The sequence below is a fragment of the Bradyrhizobium sp. SZCCHNGR1005 genome (genome assembly GCF_032489995.1).
Classification (GTDB): domain Bacteria; phylum Pseudomonadota; class Alphaproteobacteria; order Rhizobiales; family Xanthobacteraceae; genus Bradyrhizobium.
Genome location: NZ_JAUEZC010000003.1, coordinates 282,022 through 302,006, shown reverse-complemented (window position 1 = coordinate 302,006; position 19,985 = coordinate 282,022). Strand labels below are relative to the sequence as shown.

25 protein-coding genes are annotated in these 19,985 nt (G+C 58.8%); 23 read left to right on the top strand and 2 right to left on the bottom strand.

Translation table 11 applies throughout. The features are described from left to right. The first annotated feature begins 81 nt into the window (after positions 1-81). On the top strand, positions 82-1,368 hold the full coding sequence (locus QXZ85_RS13660; RefSeq protein WP_315768588.1) for a PBSX family phage terminase large subunit: 1,287 nt from the start codon (positions 82-84) through the stop codon (positions 1,366-1,368). Positions 1,369-1,434: 66 nt separating this feature from the next. Further along, positions 1,435-2,175 carry a hypothetical protein gene (locus QXZ85_RS13655; RefSeq protein WP_315768585.1) on the top strand — a complete coding sequence of 247 codons (741 nt, stop codon included), beginning with the start codon at positions 1,435-1,437 and terminating at the stop codon, positions 2,173-2,175. On the opposite strand, the gene QXZ85_RS13650 is transcribed toward QXZ85_RS13655, so the two are convergent. Next, on the bottom strand, positions 2,112-2,666 hold the full coding sequence (locus QXZ85_RS13650) for a hypothetical protein (protein ID WP_315704564.1): 555 nt from the start codon (positions 2,664-2,666) through the stop codon (positions 2,112-2,114). The genes QXZ85_RS13655 and QXZ85_RS13650 overlap by 64 nt on opposite strands. Before the next feature lie 63 nt (positions 2,667-2,729). Between QXZ85_RS13650 and QXZ85_RS13645 the strand changes: the two genes are divergently transcribed. The 5 genes from QXZ85_RS13645 to QXZ85_RS13625 all read left to right on the top strand — a co-directional run bounded on the left by QXZ85_RS13645 (position 2,730) and on the right by QXZ85_RS13625 (position 6,520). Further along, entirely contained in the window at positions 2,730-3,740 is a 1,011-nt protein-coding gene (locus QXZ85_RS13645; RefSeq protein WP_315768583.1) for a M23 family metallopeptidase, read from the top strand. Between the two features lie 278 nt (positions 3,741-4,018). Beyond that, positions 4,019-4,453: a hypothetical protein gene (locus QXZ85_RS13640; protein WP_315704563.1), complete on the top strand. Its 435-nt coding sequence runs from the start codon at positions 4,019-4,021 to the stop codon at positions 4,451-4,453. A gap of 98 nt (positions 4,454-4,551) precedes the next feature. Next, entirely contained in the window at positions 4,552-5,010 is a 459-nt protein-coding gene (locus QXZ85_RS13635; protein ID WP_315704562.1) for a hypothetical protein, read from the top strand. Between the two features lie 44 nt (positions 5,011-5,054). After that, the gene (locus tag QXZ85_RS13630) at positions 5,055-5,630 is read left to right on the top strand and encodes a hypothetical protein (RefSeq protein ID WP_315768581.1); all 576 of its coding nucleotides are present in this window, start codon (positions 5,055-5,057) and stop codon (positions 5,628-5,630) included. A gap of 314 nt (positions 5,631-5,944) precedes the next feature. Beyond that, positions 5,945-6,520, top strand: a complete 576-nt coding sequence (locus tag QXZ85_RS13625) for a hypothetical protein (RefSeq protein WP_315768579.1) — start codon at positions 5,945-5,947, stop codon at positions 6,518-6,520. Between the two features lie 763 nt (positions 6,521-7,283). Here QXZ85_RS13625 and QXZ85_RS13620 read toward each other — a convergent pair. Continuing rightward, positions 7,284-7,589, bottom strand: a complete 306-nt coding sequence (locus QXZ85_RS13620) for a hypothetical protein (protein ID WP_315704559.1) — start codon at positions 7,587-7,589, stop codon at positions 7,284-7,286. A 317-nt stretch (positions 7,590-7,906) separates the two neighbouring features. On the opposite strand from QXZ85_RS13620, the gene QXZ85_RS13615 reads away from it, so the two are divergent. The 16 genes from QXZ85_RS13615 to QXZ85_RS13540 all read left to right on the top strand — a co-directional run bounded on the left by QXZ85_RS13615 (position 7,907) and on the right by QXZ85_RS13540 (position 19,955). Beyond that, the gene (locus tag QXZ85_RS13615; protein ID WP_315704558.1) at positions 7,907-8,500 is read left to right on the top strand and encodes a hypothetical protein; all 594 of its coding nucleotides are present in this window, start codon (positions 7,907-7,909) and stop codon (positions 8,498-8,500) included. Positions 8,501-8,713: 213 nt separating this feature from the next. Further along, the gene (locus QXZ85_RS13610; RefSeq protein WP_315704557.1) at positions 8,714-9,037 is read left to right on the top strand and encodes a hypothetical protein; all 324 of its coding nucleotides are present in this window, start codon (positions 8,714-8,716) and stop codon (positions 9,035-9,037) included. 64 nt (positions 9,038-9,101) lie between these two features. Continuing rightward, a complete protein-coding gene (locus QXZ85_RS13605; protein WP_315727698.1) occupies positions 9,102-9,647 on the top strand; it encodes a hypothetical protein in 546 nt (181 codons plus the stop codon). Next, positions 9,644-10,675, top strand: a complete 1,032-nt coding sequence (locus tag QXZ85_RS13600) for a hypothetical protein (RefSeq protein ID WP_315768577.1) — start codon at positions 9,644-9,646, stop codon at positions 10,673-10,675. Before QXZ85_RS13605 ends, QXZ85_RS13600 begins: the two co-directional genes overlap by 4 nt. Positions 10,676-10,723: 48 nt before the next feature. After that, entirely contained in the window at positions 10,724-12,388 is a 1,665-nt protein-coding gene (locus QXZ85_RS13595; RefSeq protein ID WP_315750863.1) for a hypothetical protein, read from the top strand. Further along, the gene (locus QXZ85_RS13590) at positions 12,378-12,677 is read left to right on the top strand and encodes a hypothetical protein (protein WP_315750865.1); all 300 of its coding nucleotides are present in this window, start codon (positions 12,378-12,380) and stop codon (positions 12,675-12,677) included. Before QXZ85_RS13595 ends, QXZ85_RS13590 begins: the two co-directional genes overlap by 11 nt. A gap of 233 nt (positions 12,678-12,910) precedes the next feature. Next, complete coding sequence (locus QXZ85_RS13585; protein WP_315704552.1) at positions 12,911-13,480, top strand: hypothetical protein; 570 nt, start codon at positions 12,911-12,913, stop codon at positions 13,478-13,480. A 428-nt stretch (positions 13,481-13,908) separates the two neighbouring features. Beyond that, positions 13,909-14,331 (top strand): hypothetical protein, encoded by a 423-nt coding sequence (locus QXZ85_RS13580; RefSeq protein WP_315768575.1) that lies wholly within the window; start codon positions 13,909-13,911, stop codon positions 14,329-14,331. Between the two features lie 840 nt (positions 14,332-15,171). Continuing rightward, a complete protein-coding gene (locus QXZ85_RS13575) occupies positions 15,172-16,128 on the top strand; it encodes a DUF5309 domain-containing protein (RefSeq protein WP_315704550.1) in 957 nt (318 codons plus the stop codon). Positions 16,129-16,198: 70 nt separating this feature from the next. Beyond that, positions 16,199-16,561, top strand: coding sequence for a hypothetical protein (locus QXZ85_RS13570; protein ID WP_315704549.1), 363 nt, complete (start codon positions 16,199-16,201; stop codon positions 16,559-16,561). A 1-nt stretch (position 16,562) separates the two neighbouring features. Further along, the gene (locus QXZ85_RS13565) at positions 16,563-16,874 is read left to right on the top strand and encodes a hypothetical protein (protein WP_315704548.1); all 312 of its coding nucleotides are present in this window, start codon (positions 16,563-16,565) and stop codon (positions 16,872-16,874) included. Beyond that, entirely contained in the window at positions 16,874-17,206 is a 333-nt protein-coding gene (locus tag QXZ85_RS13560) for a hypothetical protein (RefSeq protein ID WP_315704547.1), read from the top strand. The genes QXZ85_RS13565 and QXZ85_RS13560 overlap by 1 nt, the downstream gene beginning before the upstream one ends. Then, positions 17,203-17,856, top strand: a complete 654-nt coding sequence (locus tag QXZ85_RS13555; RefSeq protein ID WP_315704546.1) for a hypothetical protein — start codon at positions 17,203-17,205, stop codon at positions 17,854-17,856. Before QXZ85_RS13560 ends, QXZ85_RS13555 begins: the two co-directional genes overlap by 4 nt. Before the next feature lie 26 nt (positions 17,857-17,882). Further along, positions 17,883-18,314 (top strand): hypothetical protein, encoded by a 432-nt coding sequence (locus QXZ85_RS13550; RefSeq protein ID WP_315704545.1) that lies wholly within the window; start codon positions 17,883-17,885, stop codon positions 18,312-18,314. Position 18,315: 1 nt separating this feature from the next. After that, positions 18,316-19,350 (top strand): hypothetical protein, encoded by a 1,035-nt coding sequence (locus QXZ85_RS13545; protein ID WP_315704544.1) that lies wholly within the window; start codon positions 18,316-18,318, stop codon positions 19,348-19,350. Beyond that, positions 19,350-19,955 (top strand): hypothetical protein, encoded by a 606-nt coding sequence (locus tag QXZ85_RS13540; protein ID WP_315704543.1) that lies wholly within the window; start codon positions 19,350-19,352, stop codon positions 19,953-19,955. Before QXZ85_RS13545 ends, QXZ85_RS13540 begins: the two co-directional genes overlap by 1 nt. The last annotated feature ends 30 nt before the right edge of the window (positions 19,956-19,985 follow it).

Here is a 19,985-nt window from a genome sequence, read left to right as displayed (position 1 = left end):
TCGTGAAGGCCGATAGGGGGACGAGCTATCGTTGTCGGGGTCCTTCGAGACGCTCCGCTGAACACTTGGAACGAGGCGCCCTTGTCCACGTTACGTATTCCGACGGCGAAAGTATTCGAGCCGCTGCTGCAGCCGGCGCGCTACAAGGCCGCCTTCGGGGGCCGCGGCTCGGGCAAATCGCATTTTTTCGGTGAGCTGCTGGTGGAGACATGCCAGGCCGAGCGCGGCACGCTTGCTGTTTGCATCCGAGAGGCACAGCGCACCCTAGCGCAATCGTCGAAACGGCTGATCGAGAACAAGATCGCGGGCCTTCGTCTCGGCCACGGCTTCAAGCTCTACAGCGATAAGATCGCAACGCCCGGCGATGGTCTCATCATCTTCCGCGGGATGCAGGATCACACGGCGGATTCGATCAAATCGTTGGAAGGCTTCCGCATCGCCTGGATCGACGAAGCGCAGACATTGAGCGCACGCTCGCTGTCGCTGCTGCGGCCGACCATCCGTGCCGCCGGCTCAGAGCTCTGGGCTTCGTGGAATCCACGTCGCAAGTCCGACGCTATTGATGATTTCCTGCGCGGGCGCGAGCCTGACGGTGCAATCCTGGTCAAGGCAAATTGGCGCGACAATCCGTGGTTTCCAGCCGTGTTGGAGGAGGAGCGGCGGCTGGATCTCGCGCTCTATCCCGACCGCTACGATCACATCTGGGAGGGCGACTACGTGCGGGCCTTCGAAGGAGCCTATTTCGCGGATTTGCTGGCGCAAGCCAAGCGCGAGTCGCGGATCGGCAAGGTGTCGGCCGATCCGCTGCTGCCGTTGCGCGGCTTCATCGATATCGGCGGCGCCGGCGCGACCGCCGACGCCTTCACGATCTGGATTACCCAGTGGGTTGGTAACGAGATCCGCGTGCTGGACTATTACGAGGCGGTCGGTCAGGTGCTCGCCTTCCACGTCAATTGGCTGCGCTCAAGGGGCTATCAGGACGCGATCCTCTATCTGCCGCATGACGGCGTGACGACAAACAGCATCACCGGCAAGCGCTATGAGGATCATCTGCGCGAGGCAGGATTTGCCGTCGAGCCGCCGGTGAAGAACCAGGGCAGGGGCGCTGCGATGATGCGGATCGAGGCTCTGCGTCGCCTCGGCCCGCAGCTCTGGTTCAACGAAGCGACCACCGAGGCAGGCCGCGAGGCGCTCGGATTCTACCACGAGCGCAAGGACGAGGCGCGTAACATTGGATTAGGTCCCGAGCACGACTGGTCCTCGCACGCCGCCGACGCGCTCGGGCTGATGGCAATCTGTTATGAGGCGCCGGGCCGGGTTCTCAGCTTCAACCGGCCGATCCGCTATCAGGACGCAGGCTGGCGGTGACGGTCCGACCAGCTCGCGGACGCGACTTCACGGGTGAATTGCGCTGGTCAATGGACATCACGTAAGATGGATTGGAGAAGCACCGATGCAAATGCCGATTTTCGCATGATATCGTTCATCCGGCGAGCGCCCCTCGCACTGTCCGTGTGTGTTCTGACGCTCAATTTTGGTTTCGCGGTCCACGCTCAGACCTCGCCTGCGCAAGGCAAGGTGGTCGCGACGCAAGATGAGGTGAAAAAGTCGTGTATCGAATTTGTGCAGATGCCGCTAACTGAAAAGCAGATCTTGGGCCTGCTCGATTCCGCAGACGAGGTAGACGAGATCAGAGAAAACAGTCAGGACGGATTTTACAAGACCGGCCCGGAGACAACGGCAAAGCTGGACACCGTTGCTAAGAGGCATGGGCTCGCGGGATATGACGAATACAAGACAATTCGCGCCGACGTTCTGTTGGTCTTTTCCGGCTATGATCGGGTGACGAAAAAATACGTCGGCAGAGAGCCCGTTGATAAGACTTCGCGTGGCTCGCACGAAGCTAGACCGGAGCATGTCTGCGAAAGAAAAAAAGCGAGGAGATTGAGTCCCTCAACGCTCAGCGAGTTTGCACTCTGCCTGAGATCAAATACAGGGGCAACATCAATCTGGTTCACAGATATTACGCACGTCTCAACGAGAGCAAATTTCAAAAATGAAGCCCACCGTGGAGCGGCTCTCGCCTCCGGCGCTCCACGTCGGAGTTGCGATCAGCGCCTCTGCGCCGGCTCCTTGGTTTGCTCTTCTTTGGCTCGCGCGGAGTTTTCTCGATAGGTGCGCTGTGCGTCTTCGGGGCAGTAGGCGAACTTCACGCCAGCGGCGCTGGCCCCACGGGTGATTTGGCTCCAGGAAAAAATATTATCGTCGATTCGTTTCAGTAGGATCAACTCATTCTTCGATTTTCCGGTCTGGGCGTCATCACACAACGCTTCGAGCTTCATGCGCCCAGGCGCCAGGTCGGTGATCTTCCGTATGGCGCAGCCATATTCGCTACCGCCAATAAAGTTCTCGCCAAGCTCGACGTAAGCTTCGGCCTGATCCCCGCACCGGGCTGCGTGGTCAGGACCCGGGACCGCGTATATGCCATCCTTCGGGCGCCATTTCTGCGGTGGAGGCTTTGAACCGTCCTGCGCATAAGCTGCAGCGCCCGTGCTGGTCATCAAAGCGAGAGCTAGGAATATGTAATGCATCCGCAAGTACGCCTCCAGCACCAGTTGTCGTGCATCAAGTAGTAGGAAGGTAACTTCTAATACAAAATTGCGCAATCGTTATCAGGCGAGCGCAGGTGATCTCGTTCAAGCGGTGCAGCTCAAACACAGGAAACCGAGATGTCATGGGACGATATCATGCGGCGCGTGCTGCCATTGATGAAAGATGAAAAGACGCAAAGAACGTATTCGCCGCATACGACGAGCCCCTTCGGAGCGACCAATCGTCCACCAGGATCGACGAATCCTCATCGTGGCGTGGATTTCAACTATGTTGGGGGGCAGCAATCGAGATTCAACACGAGCCATCCGGCGCTTCGGTCACCAGTTACGGGTAAGGTGATCAATGCGGGGGAAGGAGGCTATGGAACGATCGCAATTCAAGACGCAGATGGCTACGTCCACGAAATCCTCCATACGCAGCGTCAGCATGTTTCGGTTGGGGACCCTGTGCTTGCCGGACAATTGATCGGAACGATGGGCAACACCGGAGTGAGACGGCGAGGAATTGAAGGTGGTGACTTTCACGTTCACTATCAATTGAAAGATCCTACCGGTAAGGTTATTGATCCGGCGGACTATTGGGAGCGGAAAGGCCCCATCGACCCCGCTCCTTACGCTCCAGCCTATCTGCAGGACTATCTCCAATATCGACGCGAGCTTGGTCCGGCGGCCGATCGTGACTTCGGCGATACGCCGGACGCCGGCCCGCGCTATGGCTCGCAATTGGTCGACGCCCATCAGGCAGACGACGCGGCTCCGGGACGAACCCCTGCTCCGCCGGAAGGAAATGCGGTCCGGATTCTGCGCTCGCGCCCGGCGAGCTCGCCGGCTGTTTCTGGTCTGAACGTGGATGTCGTCGGGACCAAGCCCAATCAACTCCCGCCGATGGATCGTGCCCCCTCATTCAATGACCGTTTTGGAAGTTGGACGTCTGCAGGCGGAACGAACGGGCCGCTGTCGCCCTATCAGCAACTCTCGCCGCCGCCTCAGTCCGCCAGACCGCTCGGCATCGTCACCGGCGAGCCGATGCCCGATTATCCATTCCCGCCGCCGATCTTCGGAGGCGCGACGCCGGGGCTAGAGGACTGGGCTGCGCTCCGGCACAAGCCTGCGAGTTGGAATAAGTGAGGTGTCTTCCGGAGCGTGCTCGATTCGGTCCGTACTGATGGTGATCTCGTCGGAAGAGCTCGCTATGCGCGCATAACGATGCCCCCGCCGTGTGTTGTGTCATTGGGGTTTCGATCGGCCGGCTCGCGCTCCGCATCGCGTGCGGCTAAGGCGGCGTTCAAGCGAGCAGTTGACAAATCTGTTGTCCTCTGATGTTCTTGATTTGTTCGTCGTGAGGTCCTTAAACAGAGTTGCCAACCTCCGCGGGAAGACAGCTCAACTAGGCAAGCGAAAACCTGATGAAATGGGATCGCGACCGGATCTCCTCCGCGGCTTTCATCGTCGCCTGCGCATGCCTGGTGACGTGGTTGGTGCTGACCGACCTTGTCAGCTATCCCGTGGATTTCCGATGGGGGAAATGGGGCCACCCAGATGTCTTCATGCACTGCATCTGGCTGGCCCCGATCTTTGTTTTGGCTGTTTTCCGCCGCTCTCCCGTGGTGACGCTTTCTTACGCGCTTCTTCTCCTGACGATCTTGATGTCGCGAACCGACGACAGCTTGCGTGTCTTGATGTACGGCCGCGGAGCCTTGGCCGAGTTCACCGTGGCCGATCTTGGGGCGTCCCTCGGCGTCTTCTCCCTCATCGTGTTTCTGTTGTGGGGGGCGCATCGGCTGACTAATCTCGTGCTCATCGTTGCGCAGCGGATTGTTGGAGTATCGAGAGATGGCTAGGGGTCTTCGAATCCAAAGTTCGCTCGACAGCGACGGTTACGAAGTGAAGCGGGGCTCTTGCCGCATTGGATACGTAACAGGTGCAGACGGATCGAACCATGACTAGAGGATCGCGGTTGCGCGCTATCTGCTCTCTTGCCGCCTTGCGCATGGTCATGCTGCTGGCGCTGTTGACGGTGACGAATGCGGCTGCTTGGGCTGAAGACTTCGTCCTCAACTACGCGATCGACGCGGCTGGAAAGACGGACACAGGAAAACTAGAGAACTGCAGCTATGAGCGCGTTTGCGAAATCCGCGCGGCCGGTCTGATGATCAAAATCGTTGTCCGTCCCGACACCACGGGTCTTCCGACAATGGATATGAATGTTCTGGGGCCGCCCGGCTGTTGTTATACGAACGAGGCTGCCGAACAATTCCATGCGAAACTCACAACCGGTTTGTTGCGAGTGCCGATCTATCGGCGTGTCATGAGAGAGCGGGACGAGTTCGTGCGGAACCCGTTTTCCTGGAACGAACGCATTGGAATGATCTATCTCACGTTTTCTCACCCGCGCTAGGCATGCGGTCTAGCGCCTATCATTATTGATAGGATCAATTTGATATGACCGACAGCAGAAGCATCATCGAACAAGCTCCACTATCACCGCCAAATGCTCCGAGCATTGGGGAGGGGGACCGATCACGGATTTTCGGGATGGTCGGAAAGCAGCTTGACGATATCATCAATGGACCGAGCTCGTACTATCCAGAGGGAATCAAGAAAAATCCAGACGCATTAATGGATGACCTTAAAGGTTTGTATGGTTCCGTCGAAAGCTTCAGCAAGCAATTGAACGATCCCAACAACATCATGGGAGACGTGCTGAGGGAGCTAAAGAAATTCAATGACGCATTCGCTCCAGCGACGAACTGGAGCGATCCAAGCGATCAAAGGGACAAGTCGATCGAATTGCCAACCGAGCGTATCCCTAAGACGCAAGATCAAAATATCATAGAGATTGATCCATTTGGACGTCCGTACGCTCCGCCGGTGCCGTGGAAAAATCCGAGGAGTGATCTGAACGTCTCGGCCGAAAGGCCGGAACCGGCATTGGACAGCCAGAATCCGAACGCGTACCGGCGCCTTTCGAGTCGGTTGGTTTATCCTTCCGTACGTCTACCGAACCCGTCTGGCTAGAGCATCGGCCATAGATCGTCTTGAATTGGTTATTCGGTCCTTGGGGATCATCGATATTCCGACAGAATCGACCGGTCTCGTGCGCGTGGCTACATGTGGTGCACCATATACTCCGGCGACAATCAATACGGTGTCTGCTGGACTGCTTCATTCATTGAGTGTTGTTTTCTGATCGCCTGTAACAGGCGGTCATTCCTGCAGAGCGCGAGCTGCTCCTCGTCGATCGCGACCTCGCGCCGCAGCGTTTCAAGTTGCGGATCGACCGTCGTATTTTGAATTCGTGCGCGGAATTCGATATCTAGTTTTGAAAGGTGATGAACATGCCGAAAATGTCGATCCCCGATCTGAAGGCCATGCTGGCGTCGGAAAAGGCCGATGCGCTCGCCGCCATTTCCGCTGCACGGCTAGCGGAGGAACGCGCCGATGCCATAGATTATTATCTCGGCGATATGCGCAAGGACATGCCGGTGCAGGACGGCCGCTCTCGCGCGGTTTCGACCGACGTCGCCGACACCGTCGAGGGGTTGATGCCGCATCTGATGGATATCTTTGCCGGCTCCGACGAGGTGGTCCGCTTCGAGCCGGTCGGGCCGGAGGATGAGGCCGCGGCTGCCCAGGAGACGGACTACGTCAATCACGTCTTCATGCAGCAGAATCCCGGCTTCATGATCCTCTACTCCTTCATCAAGGACGCGCTATTGTCCAAGGTTGGCGTTGTCAAAGTGTGGTGGGAGGAGCGCGAGGAGGAAAGCCGCGAGACCTACTACGATCTCAGCGAGGATCAGTTCGCGCTATTGGCGCAGGCCGTCGTTGAATCCGATGGCGCGATGAAAATCGTCGCGCACAGCGTGAACAGCCAGTTTCAGCCGGAGCCAAAAGCCATCGGGTGAAGTATTCTGAGAAGATCAACTGATAATTTGAATAGAGATCAAATTCAAGATCTCGTTCTAGATGCGCTGACGACAGGAAAGCTGATCGTTACCCGCCAGGGTCAAAGGATCGATCCATCGTTTAACGGTATCCTCTCAAATTTGTTGCGCCAACGGGGAGCGGTGCGCCTTGGACTGGCCCATCGGCGGGCTTTGCCGATTTCGCTGTGACCGTGAACCGGGTCCCATCTTCTGCTCCATCCAGCGCACCTGCTCCGGGCAAGCGTAGCGCAATTGAGCCGGAGAACGGGGGCCTGGTTTTGCAGCTTCTTATGGCGCGGCGAGCAACTCAGGGGCCCGTGTTGGTTCGATATCGGCGGCGCTCTCACAAAATCAATCTCCAACCGGCCCTTTTGAACCGACCTCGAAAGGTCTTCCTGGTCTGATCGCGTCGGTCAACGGCAACGCCCATTCCGATCCCTCGCATTTTCTGCCTCCTGCGGGAGGTCTCTTCGGCATGACCCAGGAGTACATGCGGACCGATCCAGCCGGGATTCAAGGCCGTTGAGGTCGTCTGCTGCTGAAGAAGGCGTGTTCGGAACAGGTGCCCGCAGAAGGGCACGTCTGCCACGAGCAGAGATGCATCATGTCATGCGCGACCACCAACCTTATTGGGGACCTCGCGAGCCTGCCGATCCAGCTCCAATAGCACACGAGAGCAGTTTTCAAAAATCACCTGGCAGCCAATTGCGGCGCCGATGGACCGGCCGGTCAGACTGCTTCATCACGGATGCAAAGGAGGCGAGAGGAGCGGAATCAAAATAAACAGCGGGACATCGATCACCCAAAGGGAGAGAATTCGTTCGGCCCACTGTGCCCTCGAGAGGAGTGGGCGACCTGCTTCGGTCAGCTTGGACGGATCGATATGGATGGCTAATTTGATGAATCCAAATCGGGAAAAATCAGCGGATCCTGCGTCGGAAGTCGGATGTTTCAGGGCGCGATAAAGCAGCGCGCGTGCTCTGTGGGCAATCGCAAGTATCCCAAGCAACCAGGCGAGCACGATCAAGTCTGGAAACGGACTCATCATAGTTAGATCCGAAGAAGATTCCGAGGCGGTGAGCCGATCTGCAAGGTGCCTTTCGGTCGTCTCGTCTAAATATGGAGGAAGAATTGTCGGTCAACAAGAATGGAAACCTGCGCGCGGACGGGATTTCAGTGTCGCTTCCAACGCTGTTTGGTCGCCTGGGTGGGACTTATTATTGGAATCCGGGCGCCCCAGGCGCGCCGCCTTTCACGGTGACTAGGTCTTTTGGGATACCAGGATTTGGAGCTCATTGGGTTCATTTGCGTCCGGGGCTATCGTCCAAGGACACTCTCGGGAAAGGGATTACCGGAAATGTATCCGTGGGAATTCCTTCCGTCAGCGTCAATGGTGCCACGCCGGACGGGTGGTTTTCTCCCGGGAAAGCAAAAGAAATTGCCGTGGAGTGGGGGATTGGGTCGCCAAACGCCTCTCCTGCCCTCACGAAGACGTACAGTCCTGCTCAGATCGCCGATCTCATCAATACATACATCTTTCCTCCTGCAATGGGTCCGCTGGACGAACTCTCTCCCTTTGCGCGGACTCTCCAAAGCGGCATTGCAAGGGTGGCGCCTTCCGCCGAACAGCCGTTGCCCTATATGCGAGCGCCGTCGCAGGGACCTCTGGGGGCTGGCGTCGCGCCCTGGGCGTCCGACTATCTGAAGGGGCAGTTCGGGCCGCCGAGCGCAGCAACTGCAAGCCCCGGCTCAGGTTCGTCCTTCGCTGGGCGCGCGACACCCGTACCTTATTTACCGGATGTATCCCCAAACGCGCCTGGTGGTCTCCCCGGCTTGATCGCGTCGGTCACCGGAAGCGATCCGTCCGACCCGGCGCAATTCCAGCCGCGGGCCGGTGGCCTGCTCGGCATGATCCAGGACTACATGCGCGATAATCCCGTCGAGAGCGGAGCGCGCTGATCGGAGCCGGCCAACCTCACCTAGACCCAATGGTCTCATCGAAATGGTCACTCCCTTGGTTTCTGGCTTCAATCCACCGGCTCGCATCATGCGGGTGCGCAGCATTGTCACAATGCACGGATTTGCGTGATGGCTGGGCTGGAGGCGTTTGACAAAATTCTTGATTTGTTCTAATTGGTAGTTAGCTCAGTCAACGCTTCGAAGGACGTTCTCTTGTTCACCTTGATCGTGACAGGGTTTGCGTTCGTCGTCGTGGGCGCGCTCTTGGTGCTTGCCGGACGTCCTATAGGCATCTTTGACGCCATGATCGAGGCGCTCGGATACACCGTCGCGCGGCTCGTTCTCCCGCTGGTTTCGTTCGGCAGAGTCCATGTGCAGCCGCTCAATTCTGCCCAGAAGAGCTTCAATGTGCTTGGCTACCGCAGCGACGGGACCGGTCACATCGAGATTGAAGAGACGATCGCTGGCTTCATTGGATTTGTCATTTTTCTGATCGGGTTCTTCGCCCTTACCTTGTTGATGCAGGCTTTCGTCTGAACTCATCCAACGACGGCTGGCTCAAGGAGGCTCTAGTCAGATCATGATTCAGCACCCAATTCCGATGGCAGGGATTGAAAGGTTCTGGGGCGCTGCCGCCGTACTCGCGGTTGGCTTGGCGATAGCGCTGTATGCGCTCGGCGTGGGATCAAATCCGAACGAGCTATTTGCGGCCGTATCTGTGAATTACAAAGAGTTTACTGTTAGCGGACTTAGCTGCTTGTCGATTGATCCCCGCAAAGTTGTTTTTGATCGAAAAGAATACTGGGATGACAGCATGACGACGGAGGTCGCTAATAGATTGTCGATAAAGGAGGTTATGATCAACGCCGACTATACGGCGTGTCGATGGGGCCTGACTGCATCCATATTGTCCGACGGAGACCCCGCGGTCACTTTTAATGGCGATGCCGCTCAATATCTTGTCTCGATTGCGGTGTGCAAGCGAGATCCCGACGGATCAATGATGGCAAGCTACTGCGTCAACAAGAACATTTACGTCTTCAATCGGCAGGTCGCGGCGCGCGATCTGTTCACGCTTGCGCTTGTGGGGTTGGCAAGACCGCAGGTGGACAAGTGGGAAACGTTTACGGGCAAGAGGTTGCAATGAGTGAAGCTGCTCACGGATATTTGCAGTTTGCAGAGCCGGTCAAAAACCCGAAAGATGGATACTACTATCAAAGCTATCGTTTTGTGGATTTCAATGGGAAAGTGCTCTCGTACGGTGACCAACCGTTGAAGTCATGGTTGGCGGACTCGAAAGCAGGCTTGTATAGTCCCGCCGTCGACGGCTTTAAATTGGCTGGTTTTGTAGGATCAATAGGGCAGGCGCTGTTGGGGCTTACGATCCGTAAGCCCAACGTTGCTGCTCGAGGCGCAGGTTCCGCTATTAGGCAATTCAACGACGGGCTTGCGGGCTCGTACGGGTCTTGGCCCGGATCAGATCAGCCTTGGGTTTGGCGGGAGGGCAATCCCGGTATTGAACATCTTCAAGGCGGTACTGCGGGTCATATCGGCGACGGAAACGCTATTGGTGATTGGTGGAATAACCTGGAAATTGCTCCTCAGAAACGATCATCGATCGCTCCGTGGTGGAAGTCGCAGGATCCTTGGGCGTATATTCCTCTACCCAAAGTTCCTCCACAGGCTCCGGCTCTGCCTGCCCCTCGAGTCTGGAACTATGAGTCCGTGCGGGACTCCGCAGCGGCAGCCGGTGTGCCGAGCCGCAACAATGTTTTTGAGTATGGTTTTCCGGAGCCAGGTGCCGGTCAGCCGCGGACGGATGCGGCACCCCGGGCCAATAGGTCGAGTGCGCAACTGGCTCCAGCTGCCGGCCCGACACCGGCCGGTGGTTTCGCTCCGTCGGCCGGTGCTGCTTCCTCCGGTCCAAATTGGCCGTCGCCCTTTCAACCCTCGGTTATCCCCGCCGGGGCGCCGTTTGACTTGTCGTTCCCTGCTCGAACTCCCTATCACCCGCCGACCTTGGATTCGTCGGCCGGCGGGCTGCCCGGCCTCGTCGCATCGGTCAACGGCGGCGATCCGTCAGATCCAACAGGATTCCAACCGCCAGCAGGTGGTCTGCTCGGCATGATCCAGGACTACATGCGCAACAATGCGGGCGAGGGCGGAAGCCGTTGATCGCCGAGCGCGGCATTCTTTACTCCATCTTCTGACGAGCTCATCATCATGACAATGTCTTTGCCGTTGGCGCCGCAGCCGGTGCCGGCTCCGATCACGCACGACGTAACCATCGTGACCACGCGCAAGTTCGCGCAGGCCCGGGTGATGGGCGTGCCGCCGGAGGAATTCGGGATCGAGCGCGGCGCTCGCTCGATCCGCGATTGCAACTACTGCTTCCACGAGGTCGTCACCAAGACCGAGTCGCAGCTGATCGGAGAAGGCTTCGATGCCGAGCAGATCAGGTCGCTCAGCGACTACACCGGAACAACCGAGATCGAGACGCTGGCCCGCGACACGGTTGACGAGCACCTGCGTTTGTCATCGAGCGCGACGAATTCGGCGGCCAGGCTCGTGCGCATCACAGAACACTATGTGCGGATGGACTATGAGGGCGAGGGCAGGCCGTGCTTGTACCAGGTGATCACCGGGGGCGATCAGGCCGAAATCCTGCGCAAGGGCGGCAAGGAGTGCGTCACGCCGTTCGACGCCATTCCGTTCGCCGCGACCACGCCGGTGCCGATGACCCACCGCTTCTTCGGCCGCTCGATCGCCGATCTCGTGATGCCGCTGCAGCGGGAGAAGACTGCGCTCAAGCGCGGCGCGCTGGATAATCTGTATCTGCACAACAATCCTCGCGTCGAAGTGGCGGAGGCGAATGCAGGGCCGAATACGCTCGACGACCTCCTGGTCTCGCGACCCGGGGGCGTGGTGCGCACCAAGACCTCGGGCGGGTTGAACTGGCAGGTGGTGCCTGACATCACCACCTCGATCTATCCGATGCTGCAATATATCGATGCCGAGCTCGAGACCCGCACCGGCCTGTCGAAGCAGGCGCAGGGCATCGACGCCAATGCGCTGCAAAACCAGTCCGCCACCGCGGTAGCGCAGGTGTTCTCGGCCTCGCAGATGCGGATCAAGCTGATCGCGCGCATCATGGCCGAGGGGGTGCGCGACATCTTCGCGCTCCTCCATGCCACGATCCGCAAGCACGGCCAGCAGCAGCAGACCGTACGGCTTCGCAACAGTTGGGTCAGCGTCGATCCGCGCGCCTGGAGGACACGCGACGACATGACCATTAATGTCGGCCTGGGCTCCGGCGGTAAGGCCCAGCAATTCGCACAAACCATGGCGATCGCGAATGTGCAGAAGGAGCTTGCCATGGCCGGCAAGGTCAACCTCGTCAGCGATCGCGAACTCTATAACACCGCGGCTGAATTGACGCGGATCATGGGACATAAGAATCCGAGCCGCTTCTTCAACGATCCCACCGCGATCAACCCGCAGACCGGCCAGCTCTTGAATCCACCACCGGCGCCACCACAGCCGCCGCCGGATCCGAAGATCATGGCGGCGCAGGCCAAGCTGCAGACGGAGCAGGCGATCGCTGCCCAAAGGGCGCAGCTTGCGCAGCAGCAGGCCCAGAACGACATGGTCCACCAGCAGATCAAGATGCAGGCCGAGATCGAGCTCGCGAAGATCAAGGCAGGCCTGGACGCCAAGATCGCGCTGCTCGATGCGCATTTGAAGTCTCTGGCAGAGGCGCAGAAGCGCCAGCAAGCCCAGGCCGAGAACGAAATGCGACTCGCAGAGGCTGCGCTCGGAGCGGCAGCAGAGGCGCGCCAAACCAAGTTGCAGACCCTCGACAGGACGGAACGGGCCGATGACAGATGAAAATATATTGCAGCGTGCGGCAGCAAAGGCCGCGCGTGCACAAGCCTTGCTGGACGACGAGTTGCTATCTGAAGCGTTCGTGGCGCTCGAGACAGGCTATGTCTCTGCCTGGCGCCGCACAGTCATCGACGATGCCGCCGGTCGAGAGAAGCTGTTTCTAGCGATCAACATCGTCGGCAAGGTGCGCGATCATCTCGCATCGGTCATTGCAAACGGCAAGCTGGCGCAGGCGGAGCTGAAGGAGCTCGCAGATGTCGCGGAGCGCAAGAGGCGGTTTGGCATTTTTTGAGCGACACCGTATCCGGTCCCCTGACCGAGGACATTGTTGACGCGTTCTTTCTTTGTTCTATAGTGCGAGAGGGCGGGCAGATCTTATTAGCTCTCTCGAAACAAAGCCGCGCAACCATAGCCGACGGCTATACTGTGGGTCTTATCCGAACAGCCGAGTTCTTCAGCTGAAGGCCGGGCTCTGTTGCCGATCGCAACCCCGGAAGAGATTGTCGCGCGATGCAGGAAGGCAAGATGAACTGGTTCAGGCTTATTTCGATCGCCGTGCCCTTGCTCGATGTTTATGGTGGGATGTTCTGCTACTTTTTCGTTCCGGCTCTCCTGGTCTGGCTGTTCTTCGCCAGTCTTCTATTCGTGATTCCACTCGCTTGCCTGTCAATCGAAGCGCTCTTCTACAGAAAGAAGAAGTGGAGCGCCGTTTTCGCGCTGACATGGTTTCTGCTCGTCCTTCCCTTCGCGGGCGTTCCGCAAACACGTGAATGGCTCAGGACCCTGGGGTTTTACGCGAGAACCAAGCTGGCGGCGAACTACCTGTCCCAATGTCGACTTTCGGACTTTGTCGAGAATGGCGCGACCCAGACTGTCGGCTTCTGCGAAGGATTCGATCGTGGCGATTATTTTGACTACGTCGTCTACGATACGATTGGTGAATTCATCTTGCCGCCCTCCAAGAGAACCCTCGAATGGAAGAAGGTGATGTCTGCGGAAACCGAAGAGGCGACAGTGGAGCGCGATCGGACCGCTTATCACCTGTTCGGAAACTACTACGCCGTAGTCGTCGGTCTTCTCGACGGAAAGGGCTGAGTAGCTAATCCAACTGATGTCGTCGTCACTGCTTGCCGTGGGAATTCTTGTGAATTTCCGCGTGCTGTGCTGTGGCCAGTTCAAACGTATCATTCCAGGAGGCCGACGTGACAGATCGAACCTTTTATTCAGCTGCTGAAGATCAAAGAGGGACAGGTAGGATCACTGGTTAAGTTCCTTCAAGATTCCTCGTTCGAAATGGAATGTATGTAATCGATCCCGTGCCGGGCGGCTCACAATGGGCGAATTTGTACTCGGACGCTGGAGGTAGCAATCAAACAGATGGAAGGATAGCGAACCAGAACAACTATATTGTTGTGCCAAAAAAACTATACGTAGCAAGCGGCTCGAGATGCCGCTGCCAGGCTCGATGCCATTCATCGGCTAGGTATTCCAGGCGGAACGCTCGGACTTATGATGCGGGATTTTTGGCCGGTGGTCCCGAGGAGCTGCAGCGGAATCCGCGTTGGGGTATTCCTGATAATTCATTTGTGCGCGCTTATATCAGTGCAGCTTCCGATCATTTTGGGTACGTTACGGGTGCGGCTGGATTGCCGCAAGAACTCGCTCAGTTTGGCGGAGGGATGCATAACATCTTTAGTAAAAGAGTCCTCAAGTCTGACGTCGATACAAACGGAAAATGGGGATTGTCGAAGGTCAATGAAGCCAATATCGCCCAGGGTTACGCGGCTGGCATGGCCGCGCGCCGTCTGCCGTCTCCGTTCAACAGCTATGGCTATCGCGGGCAGTTGGATAGTGATCCGAATGTCATTGGCGATGGAGGTGGCGTCTCTCCAGCAATGGAAACAATCGCGGGTGTGAACCCGGATGAGCCGACACCCCCGACTTAGCCACCTAGTCAGCCTGGCCCGGTTCGCTATCTAAGCGCGCGGCTGAGCTACTAATGTTGCAATCGCCCGTTTTGAATGTAGCCGCGGGGGCGCACCTGCCCAGCTAGGAGCTGGCGACGACATCGTGCTCTTCAGCGACGCTCTTGCCGGCGTCAATCCGGACGAGCCGTCACCACCGAGATGGCCGCCGCAACAGAATAAGCCAGTCCGATATCTCAGCTCGCGATTGCAGTCTTAGTTGATCTGAGCTCGGTTGGCGGCGATCAGTCGCGATGCCTTGTTCGCTGAGAGCAACGGTGCTGTTCTTCGATAAGCGACCCAGTATCTGCACTCGGCGAGTTGACCGGTCCCTCGCGGGAGATAATCTTCGTTCGTTCCAGAGCGGAAGACAGCACAGATCAGCAGTCGCGTGCCGAATGCGCTGTTCGGCGCCACCCAGCCAAAATGAATGCCGTTGACACGTCGGGCAAATCACCTGCATAATTCCAACATCGCAAGACTTCGATAGCCCGCGTCGGAACCCGACCGCGGGCTTTTTCGCGAGGTTGAGATGACGTCCAATGTCATGTCGGTCTCGCACGCTGTACACCTCGGAGCGGCGAGCACGGCAGCGACGTGGTTCGATCAGCAACGCCGACCCCCGATCGCGATCCGGGCGCCACGGCGAAGATATCTCGTCACGCCGAACCGGACCTTTGTCGCCGCGCAATCGGGCCGTCGAGATCCAGGCAAACACCAATTCAGTGTCTCTCTTAGCGCTAACTCAGGCGCCAAGTGGCGTTATCTCGACACGTCGTGCGAGCAGCGCCTGATTGGCGATCGAGATCAAAAGGATCATCCATGACTACACCTACCTCAACCTTCGTGACCTACCAGGCGGTTGGCAATCGCGAAGATCTCAGCGACATCATCTACCGCATCGATCCGGTGGACACGCCCTTCATGAGCGGTGTCGACAAGGAGAAGGCGACCGCCGTCAATCACGAGTGGCAGACCCAGGCGCTCGCTGCACCGGACAACACCAACGCCCAGCTCGAAGGTGATGATCCGAACACCAACGCGACCACGCCGACAGTTCGTCTCGGAAACCAGTGCCAGATCTCCTACAAGGTCGCGCGCGTGTCCGGGACGCAGCAGGCGGTCGATCACGCCGGCCGCGATAACGAACTCGCCTATCAGGAGATGCTGAAGGGCCTCGAACTCAAGCGCGATCTCGAAACCATTCTATGCGGCACCAATCAGGCCAAGATCATCGGCAACACGACGACGCCGCGAAAGACGGCGTCGGCGTTGTCATGGATCGTCTCCAATACGTCAAAGGGTGCTTCTGGCGCGGATCCGGCCGCATCGGATGGAACCGGAACCAGGACCGACGGCACGCAGGTCGCGTTTACCGAGGCTCGGCTCAAGACCGTATTGTCCTCGATCTGGATCAATGGCGGCAAGCCCGGCACGATCCTGACCGGGGCCTTCAACAAGCAGGTGTTTTCGACCTTTACCGGCCGCTCCACCGCGATCGAGGAGGCCAAATCGAAGAAGATCGTCGCCTCGGTGGATGCCTATGAGTCTGATTTCGGCAAGCTCAAGGTCGTCGCCTCGCGGTTTCAGCGCCCCCGTGACGTGCTGGTGCTCGAGATGGATAAGTGGGCGGTCGCCTATCTCAACGGCCGCAATATGATCTCGATCCCGCTGGCCAAAACCGGCGACTCCGAGCGCCGGCAGATCCTCGCCGAATATGCGCTGGTCGCTCGTAATGAAAAGGCGAGCGGCGGCGTGTTCGACAACACCGCCTCTTGATTCCTGCAATCCAGCATTTCTGTCCGGGGCGGCCGCATCGGCCGCCCCATTCTTTTGGAGAGACCTCGCCATGCCGCTTCCTGGCAATCGAACCTTGGACACGGCCGATCTGACGGCTTACACGCCGTCCTGCGGCTCGTCGCCTGTGGCCGCCTATGTGCGCGCACCGTTCCGCTGCCGCCTCGTCAAGGTGGCCGGAATTCTCGGCGGCGCAATCACGACGGCCGACGGAACCGTTATCGTCTCGGTCAACTCGGTCAACGTTGCGAGCTTCGCCGTCCCGCAGTCCGGCTCGGCCGCCGGCCAGCTGTTTTACGTTGTGCCTCCGTCACCGACCTATCTCAACGAGGACGATGTGATCGTGCTGACACCGTCTGGCGCGTCCGGAACGTCCGTGCCGATGCATTTCTCGCTCTCGGTCAAGGGAGCCTGAGATGTCATTCTTTCCGAAGCAGCCATCGTCGCGCATTGGTACGACGCAAGTGATTGCGTTTGACGGCAGTGTCGGCGCGACCAACAAACTCGGCTCGGCAACCTATCAACTCCGGCTCGCGGCCAATGCCGCCTGCTGTTACCGGATCGGCGATGGCGCGCAGACTGCGACGCTAGCGGACGTATTCCTTCCGGCCAATACCGTCGAATTCGTCACAGTGAGTCCCGGTCAGAATATCGCCGCGATCAAGGCGGCGACCAACGGCCTGGTCACCGCTACGGCGGGCACGCTCTGGGTAACGGAGGTGTCGTGATGAGCGGGGTCCTCATCCGACCTCATCTCGACAGCGACGGCAAAGGCCTTGCAATCGAACATGCTCAGGACGTCGCACCGATCCTGCGATGGAACAAGGAAGCGCGACGCGACGAGCAGTACAGCGATTGGGGCCGGCACGTCGCGCGCATCCCAAACGTCATCTATCTCAGATGGCTGAATGAAGAGCATGCGAAGGGCAATACCACCCTTCGCATGTTCACGCCTGAGTTCGACCAAATCGTGCAGAAAAAGCTCAATGATCCGGATTGGGCCTATCTGCGCACAGACAGACCTGCGTTACAGGCGGGCTGGAAGGCGGAACGTCCGTGACCCTCATCTCCGACTATGCATCGCTGCAATCTGCGGTGACCGAATATCTTGCCCGCGATCAGGATACGACATTGATCGCGCGGATTCCGAGCTTCGTCCAACTGGCGGAAGCCAAGTTCAATCGTCAATTGTTCGTGCGCCAGATGGAGCGCCGCGCAATCGCTGTGATCGATCTGAGATCCAGCGAGCCGGAATTCGTTGCGCTGCCGTCGGATTTTCAATCGATGCGCCGCATCCGGCTGGCGAGCGTGACCGGCAAGCCGTGCCTGGAGTTTAAATCCGGGGTCCAGATCGACGAATATCGCTTTGGGATCTCGAACGTCCCCGCGCGGCCGCGCTACTTCACGGTCCTTGGCAATGAGCTCGAACTCGCACCGACGCCCGACGCCGCGTACACGATCGAGATGGTGTATCGGCAGGCCGTGCCACCGCTTGCATCCAGCGGCACGAACTGGCTGCTGGCGTTGGCGCCGGACCTCTACCTCTATGGGACTCTGCTGGAATCCGCGCCTTACATCAAAGAAGACGCCCGGATCCAAACCTGGGGGCTCGGCTTGAGCAGTGCCCTCGCCGAGCTCAACAACCTCGGCTTGGCATCCACCTTCAACGCGGGACCCATGGCAGTGCACGTGTCCGGCCAGACATTCTAACGCCAGATATTCCAACGGGGCGCAAGATGGCAGCATTCAACAAGTTCAATTGCTTCGTGCAGGACGTCGCCAACGGATTGCACAACATGAAGACCGGCACCGCTCATGTGTTCAAGGTCTATTTGACCAGCACGGCTCCGGTGGTGACCAACACGATCTACAATACGCCGGCCGATCTTACGGCAGGCAACGGCTATACAGCGGGCGGCGCCTCGATCGGCTCGATCACGGGTGGACAAACATCCGGCGTATTCAAGTTCACCGCCGGTACGCAGCCATCCTGGACGGCCGCGGGAGGATCGATCGGTCCGTTCCAATATGCCGTGCTCTACAACGCCACATCAGCGACTCAGCCGCTCATCGGTTGGTGGGACTATGGAACGCCGCTCACGCTGACGAACGGCAATACCTTTACGGTGAACACCGATCTCGTCAACGGCGTTCTGACGATTACCTGACATGGCAGCATTCATCAACAATTGCGGATTCGTGCCGACCACCGGCGGTACGTCCGACTGGACCTACTTTTCGACCGTCGGCGGCTATCAAGGCCCGATTCAGGCAAATGCCGTCAATGGGACGGTCTATGTCGTGCGCGCGCAGAGCGCCGATCTCACCCAATGGGAGTATGCCTCGGGCGCATACAGTTCGGCGACGAACACGTTTGCGCGGGCCACCGTGCTGTACAATTCCGCGGGGACGGGGACAAAACAGGGAGGCTCCGGGGCGAAGATCAATTTCGCCGCCGCGCCAGCGCTCATTGCGGTGGTGGCGCTGGCGGAGGACCTGATTTCGATCGAGGCCGCGAACAGCTTCACGACTGCGCAGCAGGCCCAGGCACGATCCAATATCGCGGCCGCGGCGACACCTGGAAATTGGACGCGCACGGTCATTACCAGTGCATCGGGCACTTATACGACCAAGGCGGGATGTAAGGCCATCTTCGTACGAATGTGTGGAGGTGGTGGTGGCAGCGGCGGAAGCTCAAATAGCTCCGGCAATGGGTCTTCGGCTGGTGCCGGTGGCAACACGACGTTCGGTTCGATGGTTGCCAATGGGGGCGCTGGTGGATCCGGCTCAGGTGGCCCAACGTCCAATGGGGGCGCCTACTCCGGTGGGGATTGGGGGTTAAGCGGCTCCTATGGCGCCGCAAGCGTTGGTGCTGGCGCAGGCCCTCAAGGCGCGGCCATTGGGGGGCAGGGGGGCGGCTCATTTTTCGGCCCTGGTTCGCCCGGGGGGTGGCCCAATGCCGGCGGCCTTCCAGGCGTTATGCCTGGTGCCGGCGCGGGAGGGGCCGGCGGTCCGGCAGCCGCCACCGGCTATAGCGGAGGTGGCGGTGCTGGGGCTGGCTACACTGAGAAGCTGATTGTCTCTCCTGCGGTTTCCTACTCCTACGCTGTAGGTGCGGGCGGCGGCGGCGGCGCTTCGGGAACGTCTGGCAATAGCGGCGCAAGCGGTGGTTCGGGTATCATCGTCATCGACGAGTATTACTGATGTCGCTGCTCGGATCGGATGCGCTTGGCCGTTTGGCTCTCGGCCAGCTTCCTCCATTGCAAACGGCTGCGCTTCCTGCGCTGTCGGGGAGTTACGCCGTCAGCGGGCCTACGACGAACATGAGCACCGCGCAATCCGCCGTCGCGGCATCCTTCGGACTCGGCGGAAGAGCCGCGGCATTCGCGTCTTGGTTTTCGCTATTGAGCGTTTCCTATCGCGCGACGGGGAACGCAGCCGCTTTTGGCATTCCACTGTCGCCGATAACGGGCAGCTTTGCGAGCATCTGCAATGCTGGCAGCTTTGCCACCGCATATGTGGTCAGTGGCACGAACTATGCGATTGCCGCACCCGTCTCGACATTGGGCGTGGCGACCACGGCGAATTGCGGAAATTGGAACGTCAGCGGCGCGGAAGCCGCGTTTGCGCGTGGCTATGAGGCTTGGTTTCCGCTGCCCTCTCACGGGGCTTCTTGGGTCGGAGGCCGCGTTCCTGAAAGTGGATGGACATCTGGCGTCGCTCCCGCTGGTGACTGGTCAATCGCCGTGGAAGGGAAAGACTCCTGGACCAAAGTCCAGGACCCCCCGGGAAGTTGGGTGAAAAACTAGCGTCCGTCTTGTTCCGAGCTCCACGCTCTA

Excerpts from the sequence above, each read along its gene's own strand:
- QXZ85_RS13655 (WP_315768585.1), top strand. The coding sequence starts at position 1,435 with ATGGATTGGAGAAGCACCGATGCAAATGCCGATTTTCGCATGATATCG.
- QXZ85_RS13645 (WP_315768583.1), top strand. The coding sequence starts at position 2,730 with ATGTCATGGGACGATATCATGCGGCGCGTGCTGCCATTGATGAAAGAT.
- QXZ85_RS13640 (WP_315704563.1), top strand. The coding sequence starts at position 4,019 with ATGAAATGGGATCGCGACCGGATCTCCTCCGCGGCTTTCATCGTCGCC.
- QXZ85_RS13635 (WP_315704562.1), top strand. The coding sequence starts at position 4,552 with ATGACTAGAGGATCGCGGTTGCGCGCTATCTGCTCTCTTGCCGCCTTG.
- QXZ85_RS13630 (WP_315768581.1), top strand. The coding sequence starts at position 5,055 with ATGACCGACAGCAGAAGCATCATCGAACAAGCTCCACTATCACCGCCA.
- QXZ85_RS13625 (WP_315768579.1), top strand. The coding sequence starts at position 5,945 with ATGAACATGCCGAAAATGTCGATCCCCGATCTGAAGGCCATGCTGGCG.
- QXZ85_RS13620 (WP_315704559.1), bottom strand. The coding sequence starts at position 7,589 with ATGATGAGTCCGTTTCCAGACTTGATCGTGCTCGCCTGGTTGCTTGGG.
- QXZ85_RS13605 (WP_315727698.1), top strand. The coding sequence starts at position 9,102 with ATGGCAGGGATTGAAAGGTTCTGGGGCGCTGCCGCCGTACTCGCGGTT.
- QXZ85_RS13600 (WP_315768577.1), top strand. The coding sequence starts at position 9,644 with ATGAGTGAAGCTGCTCACGGATATTTGCAGTTTGCAGAGCCGGTCAAA.
- QXZ85_RS13595 (WP_315750863.1), top strand. The coding sequence starts at position 10,724 with ATGACAATGTCTTTGCCGTTGGCGCCGCAGCCGGTGCCGGCTCCGATC.
- QXZ85_RS13590 (WP_315750865.1), top strand. The coding sequence starts at position 12,378 with ATGACAGATGAAAATATATTGCAGCGTGCGGCAGCAAAGGCCGCGCGT.
- QXZ85_RS13585 (WP_315704552.1), top strand. The coding sequence starts at position 12,911 with ATGAACTGGTTCAGGCTTATTTCGATCGCCGTGCCCTTGCTCGATGTT.
- QXZ85_RS13575 (WP_315704550.1), top strand. The coding sequence starts at position 15,172 with ATGACTACACCTACCTCAACCTTCGTGACCTACCAGGCGGTTGGCAAT.
- QXZ85_RS13570 (WP_315704549.1), top strand. The coding sequence starts at position 16,199 with ATGCCGCTTCCTGGCAATCGAACCTTGGACACGGCCGATCTGACGGCT.
- QXZ85_RS13565 (WP_315704548.1), top strand. The coding sequence starts at position 16,563 with ATGTCATTCTTTCCGAAGCAGCCATCGTCGCGCATTGGTACGACGCAA.
- QXZ85_RS13560 (WP_315704547.1), top strand. The coding sequence starts at position 16,874 with ATGAGCGGGGTCCTCATCCGACCTCATCTCGACAGCGACGGCAAAGGC.
- QXZ85_RS13550 (WP_315704545.1), top strand. The coding sequence starts at position 17,883 with ATGGCAGCATTCAACAAGTTCAATTGCTTCGTGCAGGACGTCGCCAAC.
- QXZ85_RS13545 (WP_315704544.1), top strand. The coding sequence starts at position 18,316 with ATGGCAGCATTCATCAACAATTGCGGATTCGTGCCGACCACCGGCGGT.
- QXZ85_RS13540 (WP_315704543.1), top strand. The coding sequence starts at position 19,350 with ATGTCGCTGCTCGGATCGGATGCGCTTGGCCGTTTGGCTCTCGGCCAG.